This is a genomic window from Haloarcula sp. Atlit-120R, from assembly GCF_003665885.1.
In the GTDB taxonomy this organism is placed as follows: Archaea; Halobacteriota; Halobacteria; order Halobacteriales; family Haloarculaceae; genus Haloarcula; species Haloarcula taiwanensis.
Window position 1 is genome coordinate 503,544 of the sequence record NZ_QPLN01000001.1, and the last position, 18,014, is coordinate 521,557.

General features: G+C 65.2%; 18 protein-coding genes. 14 read left to right on the top strand and 4 right to left on the bottom strand.

Annotation, left to right across the window (positions count from 1 at the left end; all coding sequences use genetic code 11):
- Position 1 precedes the first annotated feature (1 nt).
- The 4 genes from DVK01_RS02660 (at position 2) to DVK01_RS02675 (ending at position 3,703) form a co-directional block, all read left to right on the top strand.
- On the top strand, positions 2-430 hold the full coding sequence (locus DVK01_RS02660; RefSeq protein WP_121535292.1) for a DUF5791 family protein: 429 nt from the start codon (positions 2-4) through the stop codon (positions 428-430).
- Positions 427-1,317, top strand: a complete 891-nt coding sequence (locus DVK01_RS02665) for an SDR family oxidoreductase (RefSeq protein WP_121535294.1) — start codon at positions 427-429, stop codon at positions 1,315-1,317. Before DVK01_RS02660 ends, DVK01_RS02665 begins: the two co-directional genes overlap by 4 nt.
- A gap of 49 nt (positions 1,318-1,366) precedes the next feature.
- Entirely contained in the window at positions 1,367-2,545 is a 1,179-nt protein-coding gene (locus DVK01_RS02670; RefSeq protein WP_101350770.1) for a bifunctional oligoribonuclease/PAP phosphatase NrnA, read from the top strand.
- Between the two features lie 72 nt (positions 2,546-2,617).
- On the top strand, positions 2,618-3,703 hold the full coding sequence (locus DVK01_RS02675; protein WP_121535296.1) for an aldo/keto reductase: 1,086 nt from the start codon (positions 2,618-2,620) through the stop codon (positions 3,701-3,703).
- On the opposite strand, the gene DVK01_RS22065 is transcribed toward DVK01_RS02675, so the two are convergent.
- On the bottom strand, positions 3,704-3,874 hold the full coding sequence (locus DVK01_RS22065) for an HVO_0758 family zinc finger protein (protein ID WP_198560187.1): 171 nt from the start codon (positions 3,872-3,874) through the stop codon (positions 3,704-3,706).
- 119 nt (positions 3,875-3,993) lie between these two features.
- On the opposite strand from DVK01_RS22065, the gene DVK01_RS02680 reads away from it, so the two are divergent.
- The 5 genes from DVK01_RS02680 (at position 3,994) to DVK01_RS02700 (ending at position 8,305) form a co-directional block, all read left to right on the top strand.
- Positions 3,994-5,130, top strand: coding sequence for an MFS transporter (locus DVK01_RS02680; protein WP_101351468.1), 1,137 nt, complete (start codon positions 3,994-3,996; stop codon positions 5,128-5,130).
- Positions 5,131-5,162: 32 nt separating this feature from the next.
- The gene (locus DVK01_RS02685) at positions 5,163-5,633 is read left to right on the top strand and encodes a hypothetical protein (RefSeq protein WP_101350772.1); all 471 of its coding nucleotides are present in this window, start codon (positions 5,163-5,165) and stop codon (positions 5,631-5,633) included.
- Positions 5,634-5,724: 91 nt separating this feature from the next.
- Positions 5,725-6,345, top strand: coding sequence for a CoA pyrophosphatase (locus DVK01_RS02690; protein WP_101350773.1), 621 nt, complete (start codon positions 5,725-5,727; stop codon positions 6,343-6,345).
- Positions 6,346-6,415: 70 nt separating this feature from the next.
- On the top strand, positions 6,416-7,201 hold the full coding sequence (locus DVK01_RS02695; RefSeq protein WP_101350774.1) for a luciferase: 786 nt from the start codon (positions 6,416-6,418) through the stop codon (positions 7,199-7,201).
- Positions 7,202-8,305 (top strand): FAD-binding oxidoreductase, encoded by a 1,104-nt coding sequence (locus DVK01_RS02700; RefSeq protein ID WP_121535298.1) that lies wholly within the window; start codon positions 7,202-7,204, stop codon positions 8,303-8,305.
- A 30-nt stretch (positions 8,306-8,335) separates the two neighbouring features.
- Here the strand turns inward: DVK01_RS02700 and DVK01_RS02705 are convergent, their stop codons facing one another.
- Together DVK01_RS02705 and DVK01_RS22070 are read right to left on the bottom strand one after the other, a co-directional pair.
- The gene (locus DVK01_RS02705; protein WP_101350776.1) at positions 8,336-8,848 is read right to left on the bottom strand and encodes an Hsp20/alpha crystallin family protein; all 513 of its coding nucleotides are present in this window, start codon (positions 8,846-8,848) and stop codon (positions 8,336-8,338) included.
- Positions 8,845-9,003 (bottom strand): hypothetical protein, encoded by a 159-nt coding sequence (locus tag DVK01_RS22070; RefSeq protein WP_004517194.1) that lies wholly within the window; start codon positions 9,001-9,003, stop codon positions 8,845-8,847. Before DVK01_RS22070 ends, DVK01_RS02705 begins: the two co-directional genes overlap by 4 nt.
- A 104-nt stretch (positions 9,004-9,107) precedes the next feature.
- Between DVK01_RS22070 and DVK01_RS02710 the strand changes: the two genes are divergently transcribed.
- The 3 genes from DVK01_RS02710 to nhaC all read left to right on the top strand — a co-directional run bounded on the left by DVK01_RS02710 (position 9,108) and on the right by nhaC (position 13,617).
- Positions 9,108-9,905: a DUF429 domain-containing protein gene (locus DVK01_RS02710; protein ID WP_121535300.1), complete on the top strand. Its 798-nt coding sequence runs from the start codon at positions 9,108-9,110 to the stop codon at positions 9,903-9,905.
- Between the two features lie 68 nt (positions 9,906-9,973).
- Entirely contained in the window at positions 9,974-11,896 is a 1,923-nt protein-coding gene (locus DVK01_RS02715) for an ABC transporter ATP-binding protein (protein WP_101350778.1), read from the top strand.
- Between the two features lie 266 nt (positions 11,897-12,162).
- Positions 12,163-13,617, top strand: a complete 1,455-nt coding sequence (gene nhaC / locus DVK01_RS02720; RefSeq protein WP_121535302.1) for a Na+/H+ antiporter NhaC — start codon at positions 12,163-12,165, stop codon at positions 13,615-13,617.
- Positions 13,618-13,676: 59 nt separating this feature from the next.
- Here the strand turns inward: nhaC and DVK01_RS02725 are convergent, their stop codons facing one another.
- The gene (locus DVK01_RS02725) at positions 13,677-14,015 is read right to left on the bottom strand and encodes a hypothetical protein (RefSeq protein ID WP_121535304.1); all 339 of its coding nucleotides are present in this window, start codon (positions 14,013-14,015) and stop codon (positions 13,677-13,679) included.
- 148 nt (positions 14,016-14,163) lie between these two features.
- Here DVK01_RS02725 and DVK01_RS02730 point away from each other — a divergent pair, with 148 nt between their 5' ends.
- The gene (locus DVK01_RS02730; protein WP_101350780.1) at positions 14,164-15,882 is read left to right on the top strand and encodes a radical SAM protein; all 1,719 of its coding nucleotides are present in this window, start codon (positions 14,164-14,166) and stop codon (positions 15,880-15,882) included.
- 68 nt (positions 15,883-15,950) lie between these two features.
- Positions 15,951-17,768 (top strand): flippase-like domain-containing protein, encoded by a 1,818-nt coding sequence (locus tag DVK01_RS02735; protein ID WP_121535305.1) that lies wholly within the window; start codon positions 15,951-15,953, stop codon positions 17,766-17,768.
- Positions 17,769-18,014: the final 246 nt, after the last annotated feature.

The window sequence follows — 18,014 nt, forward strand, 5'->3', positions numbered from 1 at the left end:
CATGCTTCGAGGCGAGTTTCCGGACGCGGGCGAGCAGTCCCCCGAGGAGTTACTGGCGGCCTACGGCACCGTGCTGGCCGAGACAGTCGAGACAGTCGGGGTCGAGGAGATCGTCGCCGAGACCAGTCTCGATCAGGCGACGGTGACAGCGTTCGCCGACGGCGATATCGCCGACCGGACGCTCGGTGAGGCGGTCACCGTACTGGCGACCGGGCCGGACCGGCCGGACGCCGACGCGCTGCAAGCCGAGGCCCAGGATATCCTCCTGATGGGGATGACGACAGCCGTAATGGACGTGGAATCGCTGGCCTCCGGCATCGACGACGAACTGGAGCCAAAGGAAATCCAGCAGAAAATCGAAGGCCGCTACCCGGTGACACTGGCGGAGTACGCACTCCTGCACAGTCACATCGAGGGGGAACAGCGGTGACGAAGCGCGTTGCCGTTCTGGGCTGTGGCTACGTCGGCCTCGAACTCGGTCGACAACTGCGCGACGACTACGAGGTCGTGGGCGTTCGCCGGTCCGATAGCGGCATCTCGGCTATCGAAGACGCCGGTTTCGAGGCGGTCCGGGCCGACGTAACTGACGCCGAGTCGCTGTCTGCGGTGCCGGACGCCGACTGGCTTGTCTTCGCCGCAAGCTCCGGCGGGCGGGGAGCCGAGGCGGCCCGCGAGGTATACGTCGAGGGGCTCCGGACAGCTATCGACCACTTCTGGTCGCGGGCCGACCCGCCCGAGCGACTGGTGTACACCTCCAGTACCGGTGTCTACGGCGACCACGACGGCGCGTGGGTCGACGAGGACACACCACTGGACCCACAGACCGAGAAGACCGAAGTACTGGCCGAGGCGGAGCGGGTCGCTCGTGAGCGCCCAGTAGAACACGATGGCCACGGAACCGTCGCCCGCTTCGCCGGCCTGTACGGTCCAGACCGCTACCGACTGGAGCGGTATCTGGAGGGACCAGTGACGGCGGGCTACCTGAACATGATCCACCGGGCCGACGCGGCCGGTGCAGTGCGCCACCTGCTGACAGAGGGGCACCGCGAGGAAGTTGTACTGGTCGTCGACGACGAACCCGTCGAGAAGTGGGCTTTTGCCGACTGGCTGGCCGAGCAGTGCGACGTCCCGTTCCCGCCGAAACAGACGACCGAGGAACGACTGGCTGACGAGAGCCTCTCGGAGACCGCAAAGCGCCGTATTCAGACGAGCAAGCGGTGCTCGAACGAACGGCTACGGGAACTGGGCTACGACCTAAAGTACCCGACGTTCCGGGAGGGATACCGCGACGCTATCCGAGGATACCGGCAATATTAGCTGTATCAGGGGCGAACTTTATTACTGATAGGCTGGCGAAAGTCGTGGTATGACACGCGTTGCCGCCGGCGGACTCCAGATTGACGCCGCCGCGGCGTTCGCTAGCGAGAACCCTTTGTTGATCGCTGGTGTCGCTGTGGTCCTTCTCGCCCTCCTCGGTACCGGTATCTGGGTACACCGGTATCTCAACCGAACGCCCGGCGAACGACTGCGTCGAACGTTGACCCACTACGACCGGATTACGGTGTTGATGCACCCGAATCCCGATCCAGACGCGATGGCCTCTGCTCTGGCTGTCAACCAACTCATCGCCGGCACCGAGACATCGGCGTCGCTACAGTACCCGGGGGAGATACGCCGTCCGGAGAACCGGGCCTTCCAGACGGTGTTGGATCTGGACTTCGACCACATCGAGACTGTCAACGACATCAACGGGGAGGCAGTCGTCCTCGTCGACCACAACACGGCACGCGGCTTCCCCGGGGCCGAGGAGGTCGAGCCGGTTGCCGTCATCGACCATCATCCCGGCAACGGGAGTGGCAACGAGTTCACCGACATCCGGTCCGACTACGGGGCCTGTGCGACCATTTTCGCGAGCTACTTCAATCAGTTAGAGTTCGAGTTCAGCGACACGGGGGAGAGTATCGATATCGACGCGGCACCGGCAGAAACCATCCCCTGTGCGCTGGCAACGGGGCTGATGTACGGCATCCAGTCAGATACCCGGTCGCTGACAAACGGGTGTGAGTCCGAGGACTTCGCGGCCGCTGCGTTCCTCTACGATGGGATGGACAGCGATTTGCTCAACCGTATCGCAAACCCCCAAGTCGACGCGGAAGTGCTCGACGTGAAATCCCGGGCCATCGGGAAACGAGAGGTGCGCGCGCCGTACGCGTTCAGCGACGTTGGCGAGGTGTCGAACACGGATGCGATTCCACAGGCAGCCGACGAGCTGGAGACGTTAGAGGGTGTCTCTGCAGTCGTCGTCGTCGGCGAGAAGGAAGGGACCATGCGCATCGCCGGGCGCTCGCGGGACGACCGCGTCCACATCGGCCGGGCGATAGAGGCCGTCGTCGACAATATCCCGATGGCCGAGGGGGGCGGCCACGCGCGGATGGGCGGCGGGAAAGTCCCGATCAAGCACATGGCCGGTCTCGGACCCAGCGATGGAGTCTCCCGTGAAGACTTCCGCGAACGAGTGTTCGACGCTATGAGTGGCGACCTGTAACGGGCGACAGAAACATACCCGCCGGTTCCAGTGAATCTCTGTCCTTTTGTCACTGCCCGACCAACGACTGGTATGGCTACACGGGAGGCGACCTGGGCGTACCGGGACGACCACGACGAGTTCGCGCGTACTTTTTATCGGCGGTTCGGCGACGGCGTCGTCTCCAGCATCGGCATCGGCACGTATCTGGGCGACGCGACCGACGAGCGGGATGCGAGCTACCACGACGCTATCGTCACGGCGCTCGAATCCGGCATCAATGTCGTCGACACGGCGATAAACTACCGCCACCAGCGCTCCGAGCGTGTCGTCGGCGACGCCGTCGCGGACGCCGACGTGGACCGTGAGGCCGTCGCCGTCGCAACCAAGGGCGGCTTCGTCCCCTTCGACGGGGCTCGGCCGGACGACCCCGGCGCGTTCGTCCGGTCGGAGTACCTCGACACCGGCATCGTCGACCGCGACGACCTCGTTGCCGGCCAGCACTGCATTGCGCCTGACTACATCGACGACCAGGTCGACCGGTCGCTGGCGAATCTTGGACTGGATACAATCGATCTCTACTACGTTCACAATCCGGAGACGCAACTAAAGTCGAAATCCCGAAAGGCAGTGTATGACCAGCTAGAAGCAACCTTCGAGCAACTGGAGGAACGAGCGGCGGCCGGCGATATCAGACACTACGGCGTCGCGACGTGGGAGGGGTTCCGCGTACCCACCGACCACGACAGCTATCTCTCGCTCCCTGAGGTCGTCGAGCGTGCACGCGCGGCGGCAGAGACAATCGGCAACGCGGCGACGCACCTCCGCGCGATTCAGTTGCCCTTTAACGTCGCGATGGCCGACGCGTTCACCGTTGAGTCCCACAACGGCGCGGAAGGGCCGCAGTCGGCGCTGTGGTTCGCTCACGAGGCCGGGCTGGACGTGTTCACCAGCGCATCCATCATGCAGGGCAAGCTGGCCGCGGAGCTCCCGGACGACGTCGCGGCGAAACTCGCAGGCGAAACAAGCGCACAGCGCGCTGTCAACTTCGCACGCAGCGCGCCGGGCGTGACCTGCTCGCTGGTCGGCACGGGATCGGTCGAACACGCCCGGGAGAACGTCGATGCCGGTCGGTACGAGCCGCTCGGTGCTGACGCGTTCGACGCGGTCTTCGAGTAGCTAACTGAGCTCTTTCCACTTGCTATCACACTCGGGACAGACCCGCACCTTCCCGACTTCGTCCGGGTCGTTCTCTGTCGCAAGCGGCTCGTCACAACTGGTACAGGAGAGTCGCCCGTAGTTGTCCTTCTCGACATCGCCGGCCCGGAGGGCCTTCCTCACTGAGTCCATACCTGCCAGTGTGCTACCCGCGTGTAAAAACCCCGTGGCGGCGTTCCGGAACGTTGTTCAGGTGTTCCGGTCTATCACCGGTCGTGTCCCGTCGCCGCATCTTCGGCTCGCTGCTGGGGATGGTGTTCTGCATCAACCTCGCGAGAGTCGTCTTCGCACCACTCATCGAACCGATTCGAGCGACGACGGGCGCTTCTGATGCGACACTGGGACTGCTCGCAACGATGGTCTGGGCCGGGAGTGCCCTCCCACGGCTCCCCACCGGCGTCCTGCTGACTCGGATATCGCGGGCGAAGGTCATCTTCGGTTCCGGTGTCGTGTTGACCATCGGAACGACGTTCACCGCCCTCGCGTTTGACCCGACGCTGTTGCTCGTCGGGGCGTTCACCATGGGGATTGCGAGCGGCGTCTACCTGACCGCGGCAAACACGCTGGTCAGTGAGCTGTTTCCGGAGCGGCCCGGCCGCGCGCTCGGGCAACACGGCGTCGCCGCCCAGCTCGCCGCTGTCGGAGCGCCGGCGCTGATATCGTTTGTTCTCATCGTCGGGACGTGGCGGACCGCGCTACAAGGGATTGCCGTCGCCGCGGGGCTGGTGACCGTCGCTTTCACTATCATCGCAAGACGCTCCCGACTCCCTGACGCTGGGAGCGAAGACCGCGACCTCCTTGGCGCGGCGCGTGCTCAGTGGCATATCATCGTCACCAGCGTCGCGACCATCGGCGTCGCGGGGCTGGTCTGGAACGGGCTGTTCAACTTCTACGTCACCTACGCCACGAGCGTCGGTCTCACGCCCGGTCGGGGACGGACGCTCCTGTTGCTCGCGTTCGGAGCGGGGGTGCCGGCCTTCTACGTCAGCGGTCGGCTGGCCGACCGGCTCCCGTCGATTCCGTACCTCCTGACGATGCTTGCGGCCTTTACCGGCTGTGTGCTGGTGCTCCCATCGCTGACCGGGTTCTGGTCGCTGGCCGCGTTCAGCGTCGTCGTCGGCTACGTCATCCACAGCATCTTCCCGGCGGTGGACGCGTACCTGCTCGGCTCGCTCCCGGACCGCCACCGCGCGAGCGCCTACGCCACCTACGGCGCGGGGATGATGCTGCTACAGGCGCCCGGAAGCGCGCTCGTCGGCCGACTGCTTGATGCCGGCGTCACGTTTCCGACGCTGCTTCGGGGCATGGGCATCGCGTTGCTCGTCGTCCTCGTGGCAATGGTGTCGCTGCACCGCAACGGCCGACTGCCGAGCGCCGCCCGAGCCTAAAGGCTGAAGCCGCTCGGTACCGCGTCACCTGTATGGACCTGCAACCGGACGAGCTGGCTGGCGTCGTCGACCTCTTTGGCTCGCTCACAAGAGCGGAGCTCGTCGACGCCTGCGGCGAACTCGCGTTCAAGCAGGGCGTCGACGCCGACCCGGACGCAGTAGCGGCAGCCATCGACGACGCCGTCGATTCGTACCACCTCGTCGCCGTCGACGACCACGCCGCCGGCACCGACGAGACGGTGCTGGTCGTCGGCCCGGTCGCGTTCCCAACCCTGCCCGACGGTGCGGCTGACCTCCCGCACATCATGGATGTGCCGGCCCGCGACCTCGCGCGTGACGCTGTTATCGAGGCTGTCAAGTCCCGCTTCCGAGAGGACGCGGTGATGGCCGTCAAGAACGACGACGGGGACCGCGTCGAGACGCTGCTGGACGTGAGCTACGACATCGAAGCCTGGGAGAACGTCGAGATGGACGGCCTCCGCGACCGCCTCGACGACGTGTGAAGCCAGCGCTCCGAAATCCCAAACGATTAAATCAGATGTTTCGAGCGAGTGAGCCACCCGAATTAAGACGGTCGGTCACCTACCGTATGCTATGCAGTTCGACCGGGTTGCGGCCCACGAGCCAGTCGTCGTGGACGATGAGCCACAGGAGGCCGCCGTCATCGCTCCGGTCGTCACGCGACCTGCGGGCGAGGCGATACTGTTCACGAAGCGCGCCGACCACCTGTCGGACCACCCCGGGCAGATGTCGTTCCCCGGCGGCGGCCGCGAACCCGAAGACGATGACCTGCTGCGGACTGCGCTTCGAGAGGCAAACGAGGAGATCGGGCTCGACCCGCTGGCGGTCAACGTCGTCGGTCGGCTGGACGACATCAGGACCATCACGCGCTACTCCGTGCGCCCGTTCGTCGGACGAATCCCAGACCGTGACTACCTGCCCTCGGACGAAGAAGTCGCGGAGATCGTCACGCTTCCGGTGTCGGAACTGACTGACTTAGACAACTACGAGTCAGAGCACCGCGACCACCCCCACTACGGGGAGATTCGCCTCCATTTCTTTTACGTCGACGGCTACACTGTCTGGGGCGCGACGGCGCGGATGCTCGTCCAGTTGCTCGAACTCGCGACCGACTGGCGGATGCCGCCCGAACCTGACCGATACATGGAGCCCGACGACGAGCTGCCGCCGAGCGTGCGCGACGAAGCTGAGTGAAGCAGGGCCGACTGTGCCGGGGCCGAGAGCGACAGGATTTTCCAGCCCCGTGACGTTGACCGCGTACTGGATGACCACGCTTACCGGTGCGACACTGGCGGCCGCCGGCATCGACGCGGTGGCGCTCAAGCCGACGGAAGTGGACGTGTCGCAGGCAACGGCCCTCGATGTTGAGACGCTTGCAATCGATTACGAGGGTGCGGCCCACGTCCCAGACGCCGAGGCCATCGAGCGACTGGCGTCGGCCGCTGACGTGCGCGTCACTACGCCAGTCCGGGCCGACGGCTTCGACCCACTGGGCGACGATAGCGGGTTCGACGCGCTGCCGGCGGATGCGGGCCGTGTTCTGGTCGCCGGCCACAGCGCGTATCTCTCCGAAGACGAGGGTGAACGAGCCGTCGCACCGCGGCTTCGGGCGGCCGTCGACGACGCCAGCGATCCATGGGTCGGCACGGAGGGCATTGAGCGCCTCGCGCTGGCAGTCGGCGGGACACAGTACGAACTCCTCTCGCGGACGACGGCCCGCGACGTTCGGACGCTCCGCACGGCGGGCTTCGACGGTTCGATTGCCGTTTACGCCCCCTTGGTGCTCTCGAACAGCGAGGACGCGATGCTGGACGCCGTCGGCGACTACGCGGCCCGGCGCGGCCCGGTCCGGAACGCACTGCCCGATGGCGCACCGACGGACAGCCGAGCGACGGGGCGGGCCAGAGATGTACTCAAACAGGCCATCCGCGATTACGCGCTCGTCGGCTCCGTCGAGACAGTCGCCGAGCGAACCGAGCGGCTCCGCGACATCGGTGTCGACACGATTGTCGGCTATCCGGCGCGTGGACTCGACCCCTTCCTCTCGTAGATGACCGTCGCCGTTGTCGGCGGCGGGGCCGTCGGTCTCTCGACCGCGCTGGCACTGTGTCGCCGCGGCGAATCGGTCACGGTGTTCGAACGCGACGCCCTCGGGAGCGGTGCGACCGGCCGCGCGGCGGGCCTGTGTTACGACGCCTTCGCCGACGGCGTGGACGCGGGCGTCGCTGCGGACGCGCTCGGTCGCTACCGCGATCTTGACCTGTTCGAGCCACAGCCCTACGTCTGGGTTGCACGCAACGAAAGCGACGCCACAGCTGTCCGCGAGCAGATAGCGGGGATGCAGCGCAACGGTGTCGCCGTCAAGGCGCTCACGCCGACGGCACTCGGCGACCGCTACCCCGCACTCGATACCAGCGGCATCGAGGTGGCCGGTCTCGCCCGCGACGCCGGCGTACTCGACCCGGACGAGGTGGTGGCGACGCTCGCTGAGCGGGCCGAGGAAAACGGCGCGGCTATCGAGACGCACACACCAGTCTCGCTCGGCTCGCCGACCGGCGTCGAAACAGCGGACCAAACCCGGGCGTTCGACGCGGTGGTCGTCGCGGCTGGCCCGCGAACGAAATCGCTCGTCGCCACTGTTGGCGTCTCGCTCGCACTGAAAACCTATCGAGCACAGGCCCTCGTGACCGAGCCGGTCGATGCCACGCTACCGTCGTTTTACGACGCGACGCGGGAGTTCTACTGGCGGCCGAAAGCCGACGCACTACTAGTCGGTGACGGCGCACACGAGACCGACCCGACGGACTGGAACCCGGACGCGGACGCCGAGTTCGTCACTCGGACTCTCGACCGCGTCGAGCAAGCGTCGGCGCTCACGCCGGCCTGTGACAGAGCCTGGGCTGGCCTGTGTACGGCGACGCCCGACGGCGCGCCGTTGGCCGGACAGGTCGCCGACGGGCTCTGGGTGGCGACTGGCTGGCAGGGCCACGGGCTCATGCGGGCTCCGGCGCTTGGGAACTATCTCGCCGCAGACGTTCTCAATCGCCCGAACCCGCTTTCGGAACACCTGCCTGATCGCGTCGACCCGACACGGTTCGACGGCTCCGAAGAGTTCGCTGCGCTGGACGACCCGACGCGTGACTGGGGCGGCTGAATTCGCTGTGAGAATCTGTATGCAGATCGATCAGGCGTCGTCTTCGCTTTCGTCGGCCGAGTCGGTCACGTCTTCGACATCGGCGTCTGCATCTGCGTCGGCCCCTTCGTGGCTCTCGCTGTCGTCGGTTGCAACGCCGACATCCGTTGCCTCGTCCTCATCGTGGTCCGCCTCGGCCTTCGGAACACGGACGTGGAGCGTTCCGTTGCTCTTGAGCGTGGCTTGGGCCGCCTCCGGGTCGACAGCGGCGTCGCTCGGCAGGGTGACGCTTCCGTCGAGTGCGAGCCCGCGGCCGGGGTAGCGCATCTCGAAGCCCTCGTAGAAATCACGGAACCGGTCGATACGGACCTCCACGCGGTCATCGACGTACCGGACCTGAATGTCCGACGCGGTCGTTCCGGGCGCGTCGAAGACGACGAGATAGGCGTCTTCCGACTCCAGCAGGTCCGAGGCCAGCGGCTTGTTCTCCTGAACTCGACCGGCGGCCCGACCGATGTTCTCGAATATCGCGTCGCTGATAGAGGAGCCGATGTCCCGCATCATAGTTCCACTTCGTCAAGACAGTCCGTCCCGCCACAGTACGGGCAGGAGAACGCCGCGAGTTCGACATCGTCCGGCATATCGTACGTGTAGTGCATCTCGAACATGTCGAGTTCGCAGCTGTCGTCCGTGCAGACGACCTCCATAGTGGCTGGCATACTATTCCGTTGGTCCGTCGGGGACAAACCCCTTACGGACGGGGCCGGGGTTACCCCGTCCTGCCAGTCCCAACATTGATGCCGTCACCGGCGTACTCGGGCGTATGAGTGAACGCGTCCTCGGGGCGGATTTCAGCGGCGCAGCAGCCGCTGGCGACGCGCTCTGGGTCACCGAGGCGATATCGACGGACGACGGGCTCGAAATTCAACGGTGCTACCGCGGAACCGATGAGTGGGGTCGTGACCGTGAAGCGGCCCATGCAGGCCTCGTCGACCGCATTACCGACGACGATGTGAGCACGGTCGGGCTGGATTTCCCGTTCAGCCTGCCACAGGCGCTACTTGATGCGCAGTGTGGTGGGACCTGGACCGGTTTCGTGGACTGGCTCGCGAGCGGGAGCGGCCCGACCGACCCGGGGTCGCTCTCCGAGGCGTGCCGGCACACCGCAGAAATGACGACTGGCAACCGGGACCTGCGCCGGGAGACGGATTTCCGCCGCGGAGCGCTGTGTCCGTACACGAATCGGACCCGGAGCATGACCTTCTACGGCGTCCGGGACGTACTCGGGAAACTGCGAGCCGACGACGACACGGCCGTCGTGCCGATGCAGGGCTGGGACGCCGACACGCTCGTCGCCGAGGTGTACCCCGCTGCAACCTTTGGCTGGTTGGGCTGTTACCGTGAGGGATACAAGAACGTCGATGACCCCCGACAGCGCCGGGAAGCAAACGTTGCGGCGGTCGAAGCCTGTAGCGTCACCGTCGGCGACCACCGCGATACCTACCTCGGGAACCACGACGCGCTGGACTCGCTGGCCGCTGTCGTCTCCGCAAGCCGACTGGCTGACGGTGCCAGACCGCCCGCAGCAGGCCCACAGAGTGAAGGCTGTATCTACGTCTGACGACGCAGTGGCGTCGATGTCCCAGATCGAAGCCCGGCATATATCAGTTTCCGGACCAACTAGCGTCTATGCCTGACGACCAGGGCGGCTTCGAGGGCGTCCGCGAGAACGTCGACGGCCACCCGATGGTCAACCTCGTCGGCTACGCCACGTCCTACTGGCTCCGGCTGTTCGTCGGTATTCTGGCGGCGTTCTGTACCCGGTTCGCCCGCCTCGTGCCGCCGATAATCGTAGCTGCAGCCATCGACCGCGTCGTCCTCACCAGCGGCGAACCGGGGCTGCTGACCGACGCTGGGCTGTTGCCGCCCGGCGAAATCACGGGCGAAGCCGCCCGGATCGCCTTCCTCCAGCGGCTCGTCGTCATCGCAGCCATCGCGTATCTCATCCGGTCAGCGGCGCGTTTCGGCTCCAGATACCTGCTCCAGTCCAGCGCCCAGAAGATACAGCGGGACCTCCGGAACGACACGTACGACCACCTCCAGCACCTCTCGCTGTCGTTCTTTGCGAACCACCAGACCGGCGGGATGATGTCGATACTCAACAGCGATATCAACCGCCTGGAGTCGTTTCTCAACACGGAGTTCCGCCAGCTAATCCGGGTGGTGGCGACCGTCGGCGGCATCGCCGTTATCCTCTACACATACTCCCCGAAGCTGGCGCTCATCGCGCTCGCGCCGGTCCCGATTATCGGCGTCGCCAGCGGCTTTTTTCTCACGTGGATCGAGCCGCGGTACCGCTCGATTCGCCAGACGGTCTCGCGACTCAACACCCGGCTAGAGAACAACCTTAGCGGCGCGCCGGTCATCAAAGCGTTCGACCGCTACGACTTCGAGCGCAAGCGGGTGACCGACCAGAGCCAGACGTACCACGACGAGAAAGTCGCAGCCCTTCGAATCCGCCGGGCCTTCTTCGCCGGCCTGCGACTGCTGACCGGCATCGTGTTCGTCCTGATTCTGTACGTCGCCGGGATGGACTTCATCACGAACCCACAGGGTGAGGCGGCGCTGTCAGCGGGGGCCTTTACCGCCTTCTTCCTCTACATCCGCCGGCTGTACTCGCCGATGCGCCGCGTGGGCAAGTCGGCAAACAAGTACCAACTCGCGAAGTCCAGCGCAGAGCGCGTGTTCGGCCTACTGGGGCAGGAACCCGAAGTCACCGACCCCGCGGACCCGTACGAACCCGATAGCATCGACGGGTCGGTCGAGTTCGACGACGTGACCTTCGGCTACGGCGACGAGCCGCCGGTCGTTCGTGACGTGTCGCTGGACGTGCCCGCCGGCGCGACCATCGGGCTGGCTGGTGCGACCGGAGCCGGCAAATCAACCTTGCTGAAACTGGTGCCGCGGTTCCACGACGTGGATGCTGGTGCGGTCCGGGTTGACGGCGTCGACGTGCGCGAGTACGGCCTCCAGAGCCTCAGGAGCGAAATCGCCGTCGTCGAACAGCAGCCGTACCTGTTCTCGGGGACGGTCGCCGAGAACATCGCTTACGGCGACCGCGAGGTGCTTGATGCCGAGCAGGCGGACAGCGAGGCGCGAGAGACTGGCTGGGAGACAGCCCGCGACCGCGTCCGCGACGCGGCGGAAGCCGCACAGGCCCACGAATTCATCGAGGACCTGCCGGATGGGTACGACACGCAGATCGGCGAGCGCGGCATCAAGCTCTCCGGCGGCCAGCGCCAGCGCGTCGCCATCGCCCGTGCCCTGCTGAACGACCCCGAAATTATCATCTTCGACGAGGCGACCAGCGACGTAGACACGGAGACGGAGGACCGCATTCAGGAGAGTATCGAACAGCTGGTCGCGGACCGCACCGCCTTCGTCATCGCTCACCGCCTCTCGACGATTCAGGACGCGGACCGCATCGTTGTGATGGACGACGGCGAAATCGTCGAACGCGGTAGCCACACCGACCTGCTCGCGGCCGACGGCGATTACGCTGATCTCTGGCACGCCCAGGCCGACGACCGAACGGTCAGCGCCGACGACTGAGACTGCTGCTGTCCGACCACCGCCAAGTCCTCGATTGGGTCTACTCGAACTTACCGCGCCGCCGAAGACGTGATTCCACCGTTCAAGTCCACAGCACCCAGCGTGGCTCGCCAAGAGGACGCCAGTCGAGTGCATCTTAGTCGCGACTTCGCGTCTGCTACACTGGCGCGTGCCAACAACACCCCTGAAAGAGATACTTTCTCATATGCACTACAGAGATATTATCGCTCTTTTTAATACATATCAGTTATTAGGTCGGCGTAAGCGTGACATCACTCACTCTCGAACCGCTGACGTACGAGGACATCCCGTCGGAGCGCCGGCCGGGGGTCCTTCAGGCGCTAGTCCCTGTACTCGGTGTCGTCCTGTTCCTCGGCATCGGATCGGGATATCTGAAGCTGGCCCCACACGGGCCGCTGCTCTGGAGCATTGTACTGACTGGTGCAGTCGGCAAATACTGGCTTGGCTACTCGTGGGACGACCTCTACGAGGGGCTCGCGGACAGTCTGCTGATGGGACTGCAGGCGATTCTCATCCTGTTCATCATCTACGGCCTCATCGCGACGTGGGTGAGCGCGGGGACCATCCCCGGGCTGATGTACTACGGCCTCTCGATACTGACACCGGACGTGTTCCTGCCGGCGACAGCGCTGCTTGCGATGGTCGTCGCGTTTTCCATCGGGTCGTCGTGGACGACGGCCGGTACCCTCGGCGTGGCCTTCATCGGCATCGGCTCCGGTCTGGGTGTGCCGACCCCGATGACCGCTGGTGCCATCCTCTCGGGTGCCTACGCGGGCGACAAACAGTCTCCCCTCTCGGACACGACGAACCTCGCGGCCGCCGTGACGAACACCGACCTCTATGACCACATCCGGGCGATGCGCAACGGGACTGTGCTGGCGTTTGGCCTCTCAGTCCTGCTCTACGCTGTTCTGGGACTGCGTGCCGTCGGTGAAATCCCGACCGGGCGTGTCGCCGAGATACAGGGCGCACTCGCTGGGAGCTACGACCTCTCAGTGCTGGTACTCATCCCGCTCGTTGTCACCTTCGGGCTGGCGCTGTACGGAATGCCGGCACTCCCGACGCTCGTCGCCGGGGTCTTTGCCGGGGCTTTCACGACCATCTTCGTGCAGGGCCGGTCGTTCACTGCCGCCTGGACTGTCTTTCTCGATGGGACGGCCCCTGAGACGGGGACGGCACTCGTGAACGATCTGCTGGCCAGCGGTGGTATCTCGGGGTCGGCCTGGACGATTGCCGTCGTCGTCGCGGCCCTCAGTCTTGGCGGACTCCTCGAACGGACCGGTGTCCTCGCTGTGCTCGCACACCACCTCGCAACCGCTGTCCGCGGCCAGCGCAGCCTAGTCGTCGGGACCGGCATTTCGGCCATCTTTGTCAACGCCTTCTCGGCCCAGCAGTACATGAGCATCGTCGTGCCCGGGCTCACGCTCCGGAACCTCTACGACGAGTACGGCCTGACAAGCGACGATCTCTCGCAGGCTATCGAATCCGCCGGGACCCCGACCGGCGCACTCTTCCCGTGGCACGCCGGTGCCGTCTACATGTCTGCGGTCTTCGGGGTTGGAACGCTTGCCTACGCCCCGTACTACTTCTTCGCGTTCCTCTCGCCGTTGCTCCTGTTTGCGACAACGCTGTTCGGCGGACGGTACGACGGGTCCGAGCAGGCTGATTCGGTCGCGTCGTCCGCTGTCGCCGACGACTGAGTTCGTCTACCTCTGGGTGATTCTGTCACTGCATCATCCCCTCCGGCAATGCTGCTGGCCTACATCCGTTCGACAGTGAGGTCACGATCCTCACAGAACGTTTCGAGCCGCCGCCTGATCTTTCGAGCCTCCTCGGATTCACGGCCACCCGCATCGGCCGTCAATCCGTATCCGCCGCCGCCAGCGATGATCGTCACCTCGCAAGTCGTCTCATCTATTAGCTCCAGCACGGTCGTCGCCTGTACCTCAGTGAGTTCCATGCGATAGTGGTTCTCCGTAACCGCCACAACGAACCCGTTGCCGTCATACAGTTCGCGGTTCTCCTCATCAATGTCATGGAACGCCCTGGGCAGCGTGCTCGCGTCCGCGCCACGGACAGTAAATTCGACCCGTTCCATACGAGGCCATGGCGCGGGCTGGGAGAAAGTGATTTGCAACCGAGGGTAGCGATAGTACTGACTACGTTTTCTTGAGCCCGCACCTGGCCGTGTATGTCGCCACGGCTGACCAGACACGGTTTTGAGTGTCGAGCGTCAAGCGGCGGGTATGACTGACCCCGAGACGCTCGACGTGACCATCGTCGACGGCTACGTCGACGAGCCCGCACACTTCGGGGTGCCGCCGTACATCTCGACGTACCCGCGGTACGCCGCCGGCGCGCTGGTCGACGCCGGCGTCCCCCGCGAGCAGATAACGTATCACACTATCGACGAACTCCGGGAGGATAACGCAGTCTGGCGAGACGTGGAGGCCGCCGACCTCATGGTGTACGTCGGCGGCATGACCGTCCCCGGCAAGTACGTCGGCGGGACGCCGGCGGAACCCGACGAAGTGCGCGAACTCGCCTGGACGGCCGACGGCACCTCGCTGATGGGCGGCCCGGTCCGCTTCGGCGTCGGCGAGGCCAACGAGGGCGCGAGCGAGACGGCCCGCGACGACCTCGATTTCGACTTCCTGGCGATGGCCGACGTGGAGGCCGCGGTGTACGACCTCGTCGACTCCGGGCTGGAGGGGTTCAACGACCGCTACCGCTCGGTCGAGGAGGAGACCCGCTGGGCCCGGGCCGGCGCGTTCGTCGTCGAACAGCACCCGAACCACCCCGACTACCTCATCTGCGAGATGGAGACGTCCCGGGGCTGTCCGTACCGCTGTTCCTTCTGCACGGAGCCGATGTACGGCGACCCGGACTTCCGGCCGCCCGAGAGCGTCGTCGACGAGGTCGACGCCCTCTCGGACCGCGGCGTGAAGCACTTCCGACTCGGGCGGCAGGCCGACATCCTCGCCTACGGCGGCGACGGCGAGGCACCCAATCCCGACGCCCTGCGGCGGCTCTACGGCGGCATCCGCGAGGTCGCGCCGGACCTGGAGACGCTGCACCTCGACAACATGAACCCCATCACGGTCGTCAAGTGGCCGGAGAAAGCCCGCGAGGGCATCCGCATCATCGCCGAGCACAACACGCCCGGCGACACCGCCGCGTTCGGCCTGGAGTCGGCCGACCCGAACGTGATGAGCGACAACAACCTCAACGTCACCGCCGACCAGTGCTTCGAGGCGGTGAAAATCGTCAACGAGGTAGCCGGCTGGCGGCCGGGAGGGGACAGAGACACTGCTCCCAACTTCGGCGACGACGCCGCACGCCGGCTCCCGAAGCTCCTGCCGGGCATCAACCTCGTCCACGGGCTGAAAGGCGAGACGCGGGAGACCTTCGAGCACAACAAACGGTTCCTCCAGCGCGTCTACGACGAGGGGCTGATGCTCCGGCGGGTGAACATCCGCCAGGTGATGGCCTTCGAGGGGACCGACATGGCCGACACCGGCGCGGACATCGCGAAGGACCACAAGCAACTGTTCAAACAGTACAAGCGCGAGGTCCGAGAGACCATCGATAACCCGATGCTCCAGCGGGTCGCGCCGCCGGGGACCGTCCTGCCCGACGTACACCTGGAGTACCACCAGGACGGCAAGACCTTCGGCCGGCAACTGGGGACCTACCCGCTTCTCGTGGGCATCCCGGGCGAGCGCGAACTCGGCAGCGTCGTCGACATCGCGGTCACGGACCACGGCTACCGATCGGTCACCGGGGTCCCCTACCCGCTGGACCTCAACAGCGCGTCGATGGACGAACTCACCGCGATTCCCGGCATCGGCCGCAGCACCGCCGGCGACGTGGTGGTAAACAGACCCTACGAGTCGGTCGGAGACATCGACGTCGCGTCCATCGAGCGGTTCGCGACTACCCAGTCTGGGGAAGGCGCTGACTAACTGCCGTTCCCGTCCCGGGAGCGTAACGAACGGAAAGTACTTTTCATTCCGGGGATGACCAAGAGCGTATGACTGCGGTCGAGGTGAGCGTCGTTCTCCCCGCCTACAACGAGGAAGACACCATCGAGAGCACAGTCTCGACGACGGTCGGGACGCTCGCCTCGTTTCTCCCCGAAGACGCGTTCGAGGTCATCGTCGCGGAGGACGGGTGCTCGGACCGCACGCCGGAGATAGCGGCGCGGCTCGCAGACGAGGACAGCCGGGTCCGACACGTCCACAGCGACGAGCGGCTCGGCCGCGGGGGCGCGTTGGAGTACGCCTTCGAGCGGGCCGACGGCGACACGCTGGTGTATTTCGACACCGACCTGGCGACGGACATGGGGCACCTCCAAGAACTCGTCGACGCCGTCCGCGTCGACGGCTACGACGTGGCGACGGGGTCGCGCTGGATGCCCGAGAACCGCGCCGACAGACCTGCCAAGCGGGGGGTTCCGAGCTTCGGCTACAACACGCTCGTCCGGACGCTCCTCCGGTCGGACATCAGGGACCACCAGTGTGGCTTCAAGGCCTTCGACCGGGGGGCGCTGGAGACGCTGTTGCCCCTCGTCCAAGACGAACACTGGTTCTGGGACACGGAACTGCTCGTGAAGGCCCAGCGCAACGGCTACCGGGTGAAGGAGTTCCCCGTCGACTGGACGCCCAAGGGCGACTCGAAGGTCGACATCGTCCGGGACGTGTTCGGCATGGGCAGCCAGATTCTCCGGACGTTCTGGGAGCTGTCGGTCAGCCCCCGGATTACCCGTGAGGTGTCGCTGGGCGCGGGGACGCTGCTCGTCGTCGTCGCCCTCCTGTTGATGACGCAGTACCTCGACCCCGACCGCGTCCTCGCGGAGATGGCCGGGGCAGCGCCCGAAATCGTCGCGCTGAGCGCCGTCGTCTACGCCGTCTCGTGGCCGCTCCGGGGCATCCGCTACCGGGACATCCTCGTCTCGATGGGGTATCGGGAGCGGTGGCGCTTCCTGACGGGGGCGGTATTCATCAGCCAGACCGGGAACCTTGTGTTCCCGGCGCGAGCCGGTGACGCGGTCCGAGCGTATGTTATCAAAGCGCGTCGTTCGATTCCGTACCCGTCCGGGTTCGCGTCGCTGGCCGTCGAGCGGGTGTTTGATCTGCTGACGATAACGTTACTTGCTGGTGTCGTCATGATCGGGCTGGCTGTAACGGGGTCGGCCGAACAGTTGCTGACGGCGCTGACGGGCGATACAGTCGGCGGCGACGCAGCCAGCAGCGGACGGACTGCCGTGGCCGTAGCTGGTGGTGTTGGCCTTGTAGCAATCGGAGCCGTGGTGGCTATTGTCGCCAGTGCGCGGAGCGACCGCAACCTCGTTCGGGCCGTCATCGAGCGACTGAGCGGTGACTCCTATGCTGATTACGTTGCCGGCATTATCGAGGGGTTCGTCGGTGACGTACAGACGGTGGCCGCTGATGGGTCAGCGTTCACTCGTGTCGGCATCGGAAGTCTCCTGATCTGGACGTTCGACGTGATAACGGCTCTAATCGTTTTTGCGGCCTTCGGCTACAGCCTGACGCCGTCACTGGTTGCCGTTGGCTTCTTCGCGGTCAGCGTTGGGAACCTGGCCAAGGTTCTGCCGCTGACGCCCGGCGGGGTCGGTCTTTACGAGGGTGCGTTCACCGTCATCGTCGCGTCGCTAACACCGGTCGGTGTCGCCGCGGCCATCGGTGTCGCTATCGTCGACCACGCGGTCAAGAACATCGTCACCATCATCGGCGGCGTCGTGTCTATGGCCTGGCTCAACGTCTCGTTGACCACAGCCGTCGAGGAGTCCCAGTCGACGGACGCTATCGAACCGGAAACGAACGACTGATCGCAGTGCCGCCGCGTCCTGCAACAGCACCCCACTCGACTGGGATTGCGCTGGCAACACTCGGGCCGATACAACAACGCCCCACTGAGACTTCGCGTCCAGCTAGCAGTCCTCAGGCGGTTCCCTTCTTTATTAATATTACAAATAAGGGAACCTTTACTAACAATGTTAATCATAATAGTTAATGTTATATAAAGTGGAAAGCTACGCGATTTTGCTATGCTTCAACGTAGCATACGATCGAGC

Bases quoted from the DNA above. Each gene is read 5' to 3' on its own strand.
- DVK01_RS02660 (WP_121535292.1), top strand. From the start codon at position 2: ATGCTTCGAGGCGAGTTTCCGGACGCGGGCGAGCAGTCCCCCGAGGAG.
- DVK01_RS02670 (WP_101350770.1), top strand. From the start codon at position 1,367: ATGACACGCGTTGCCGCCGGCGGACTCCAGATTGACGCCGCCGCGGCG.
- DVK01_RS02675 (WP_121535296.1), top strand. From the start codon at position 2,618: ATGGCTACACGGGAGGCGACCTGGGCGTACCGGGACGACCACGACGAG.
- DVK01_RS22065 (WP_198560187.1), bottom strand. From the start codon at position 3,874: ATGGACTCAGTGAGGAAGGCCCTCCGGGCCGGCGATGTCGAGAAGGAC.
- DVK01_RS02680 (WP_101351468.1), top strand. From the start codon at position 3,994: ATGGTGTTCTGCATCAACCTCGCGAGAGTCGTCTTCGCACCACTCATC.
- DVK01_RS02685 (WP_101350772.1), top strand. From the start codon at position 5,163: ATGGACCTGCAACCGGACGAGCTGGCTGGCGTCGTCGACCTCTTTGGC.
- DVK01_RS02690 (WP_101350773.1), top strand. From the start codon at position 5,725: ATGCAGTTCGACCGGGTTGCGGCCCACGAGCCAGTCGTCGTGGACGAT.
- DVK01_RS02695 (WP_101350774.1), top strand. From the start codon at position 6,416: ATGACCACGCTTACCGGTGCGACACTGGCGGCCGCCGGCATCGACGCG.
- DVK01_RS02700 (WP_121535298.1), top strand. From the start codon at position 7,202: ATGACCGTCGCCGTTGTCGGCGGCGGGGCCGTCGGTCTCTCGACCGCG.
- DVK01_RS02705 (WP_101350776.1), bottom strand. From the start codon at position 8,848: ATGATGCGGGACATCGGCTCCTCTATCAGCGACGCGATATTCGAGAAC.
- DVK01_RS22070 (WP_004517194.1), bottom strand. From the start codon at position 9,003: ATGCCAGCCACTATGGAGGTCGTCTGCACGGACGACAGCTGCGAACTC.
- DVK01_RS02710 (WP_121535300.1), top strand. From the start codon at position 9,108: ATGAGTGAACGCGTCCTCGGGGCGGATTTCAGCGGCGCAGCAGCCGCT.
- DVK01_RS02715 (WP_101350778.1), top strand. From the start codon at position 9,974: ATGCCTGACGACCAGGGCGGCTTCGAGGGCGTCCGCGAGAACGTCGAC.
- DVK01_RS02725 (WP_121535304.1), bottom strand. From the start codon at position 14,015: ATGGAACGGGTCGAATTTACTGTCCGTGGCGCGGACGCGAGCACGCTG.
- DVK01_RS02730 (WP_101350780.1), top strand. From the start codon at position 14,164: ATGACTGACCCCGAGACGCTCGACGTGACCATCGTCGACGGCTACGTC.
- DVK01_RS02735 (WP_121535305.1), top strand. From the start codon at position 15,951: ATGACTGCGGTCGAGGTGAGCGTCGTTCTCCCCGCCTACAACGAGGAA.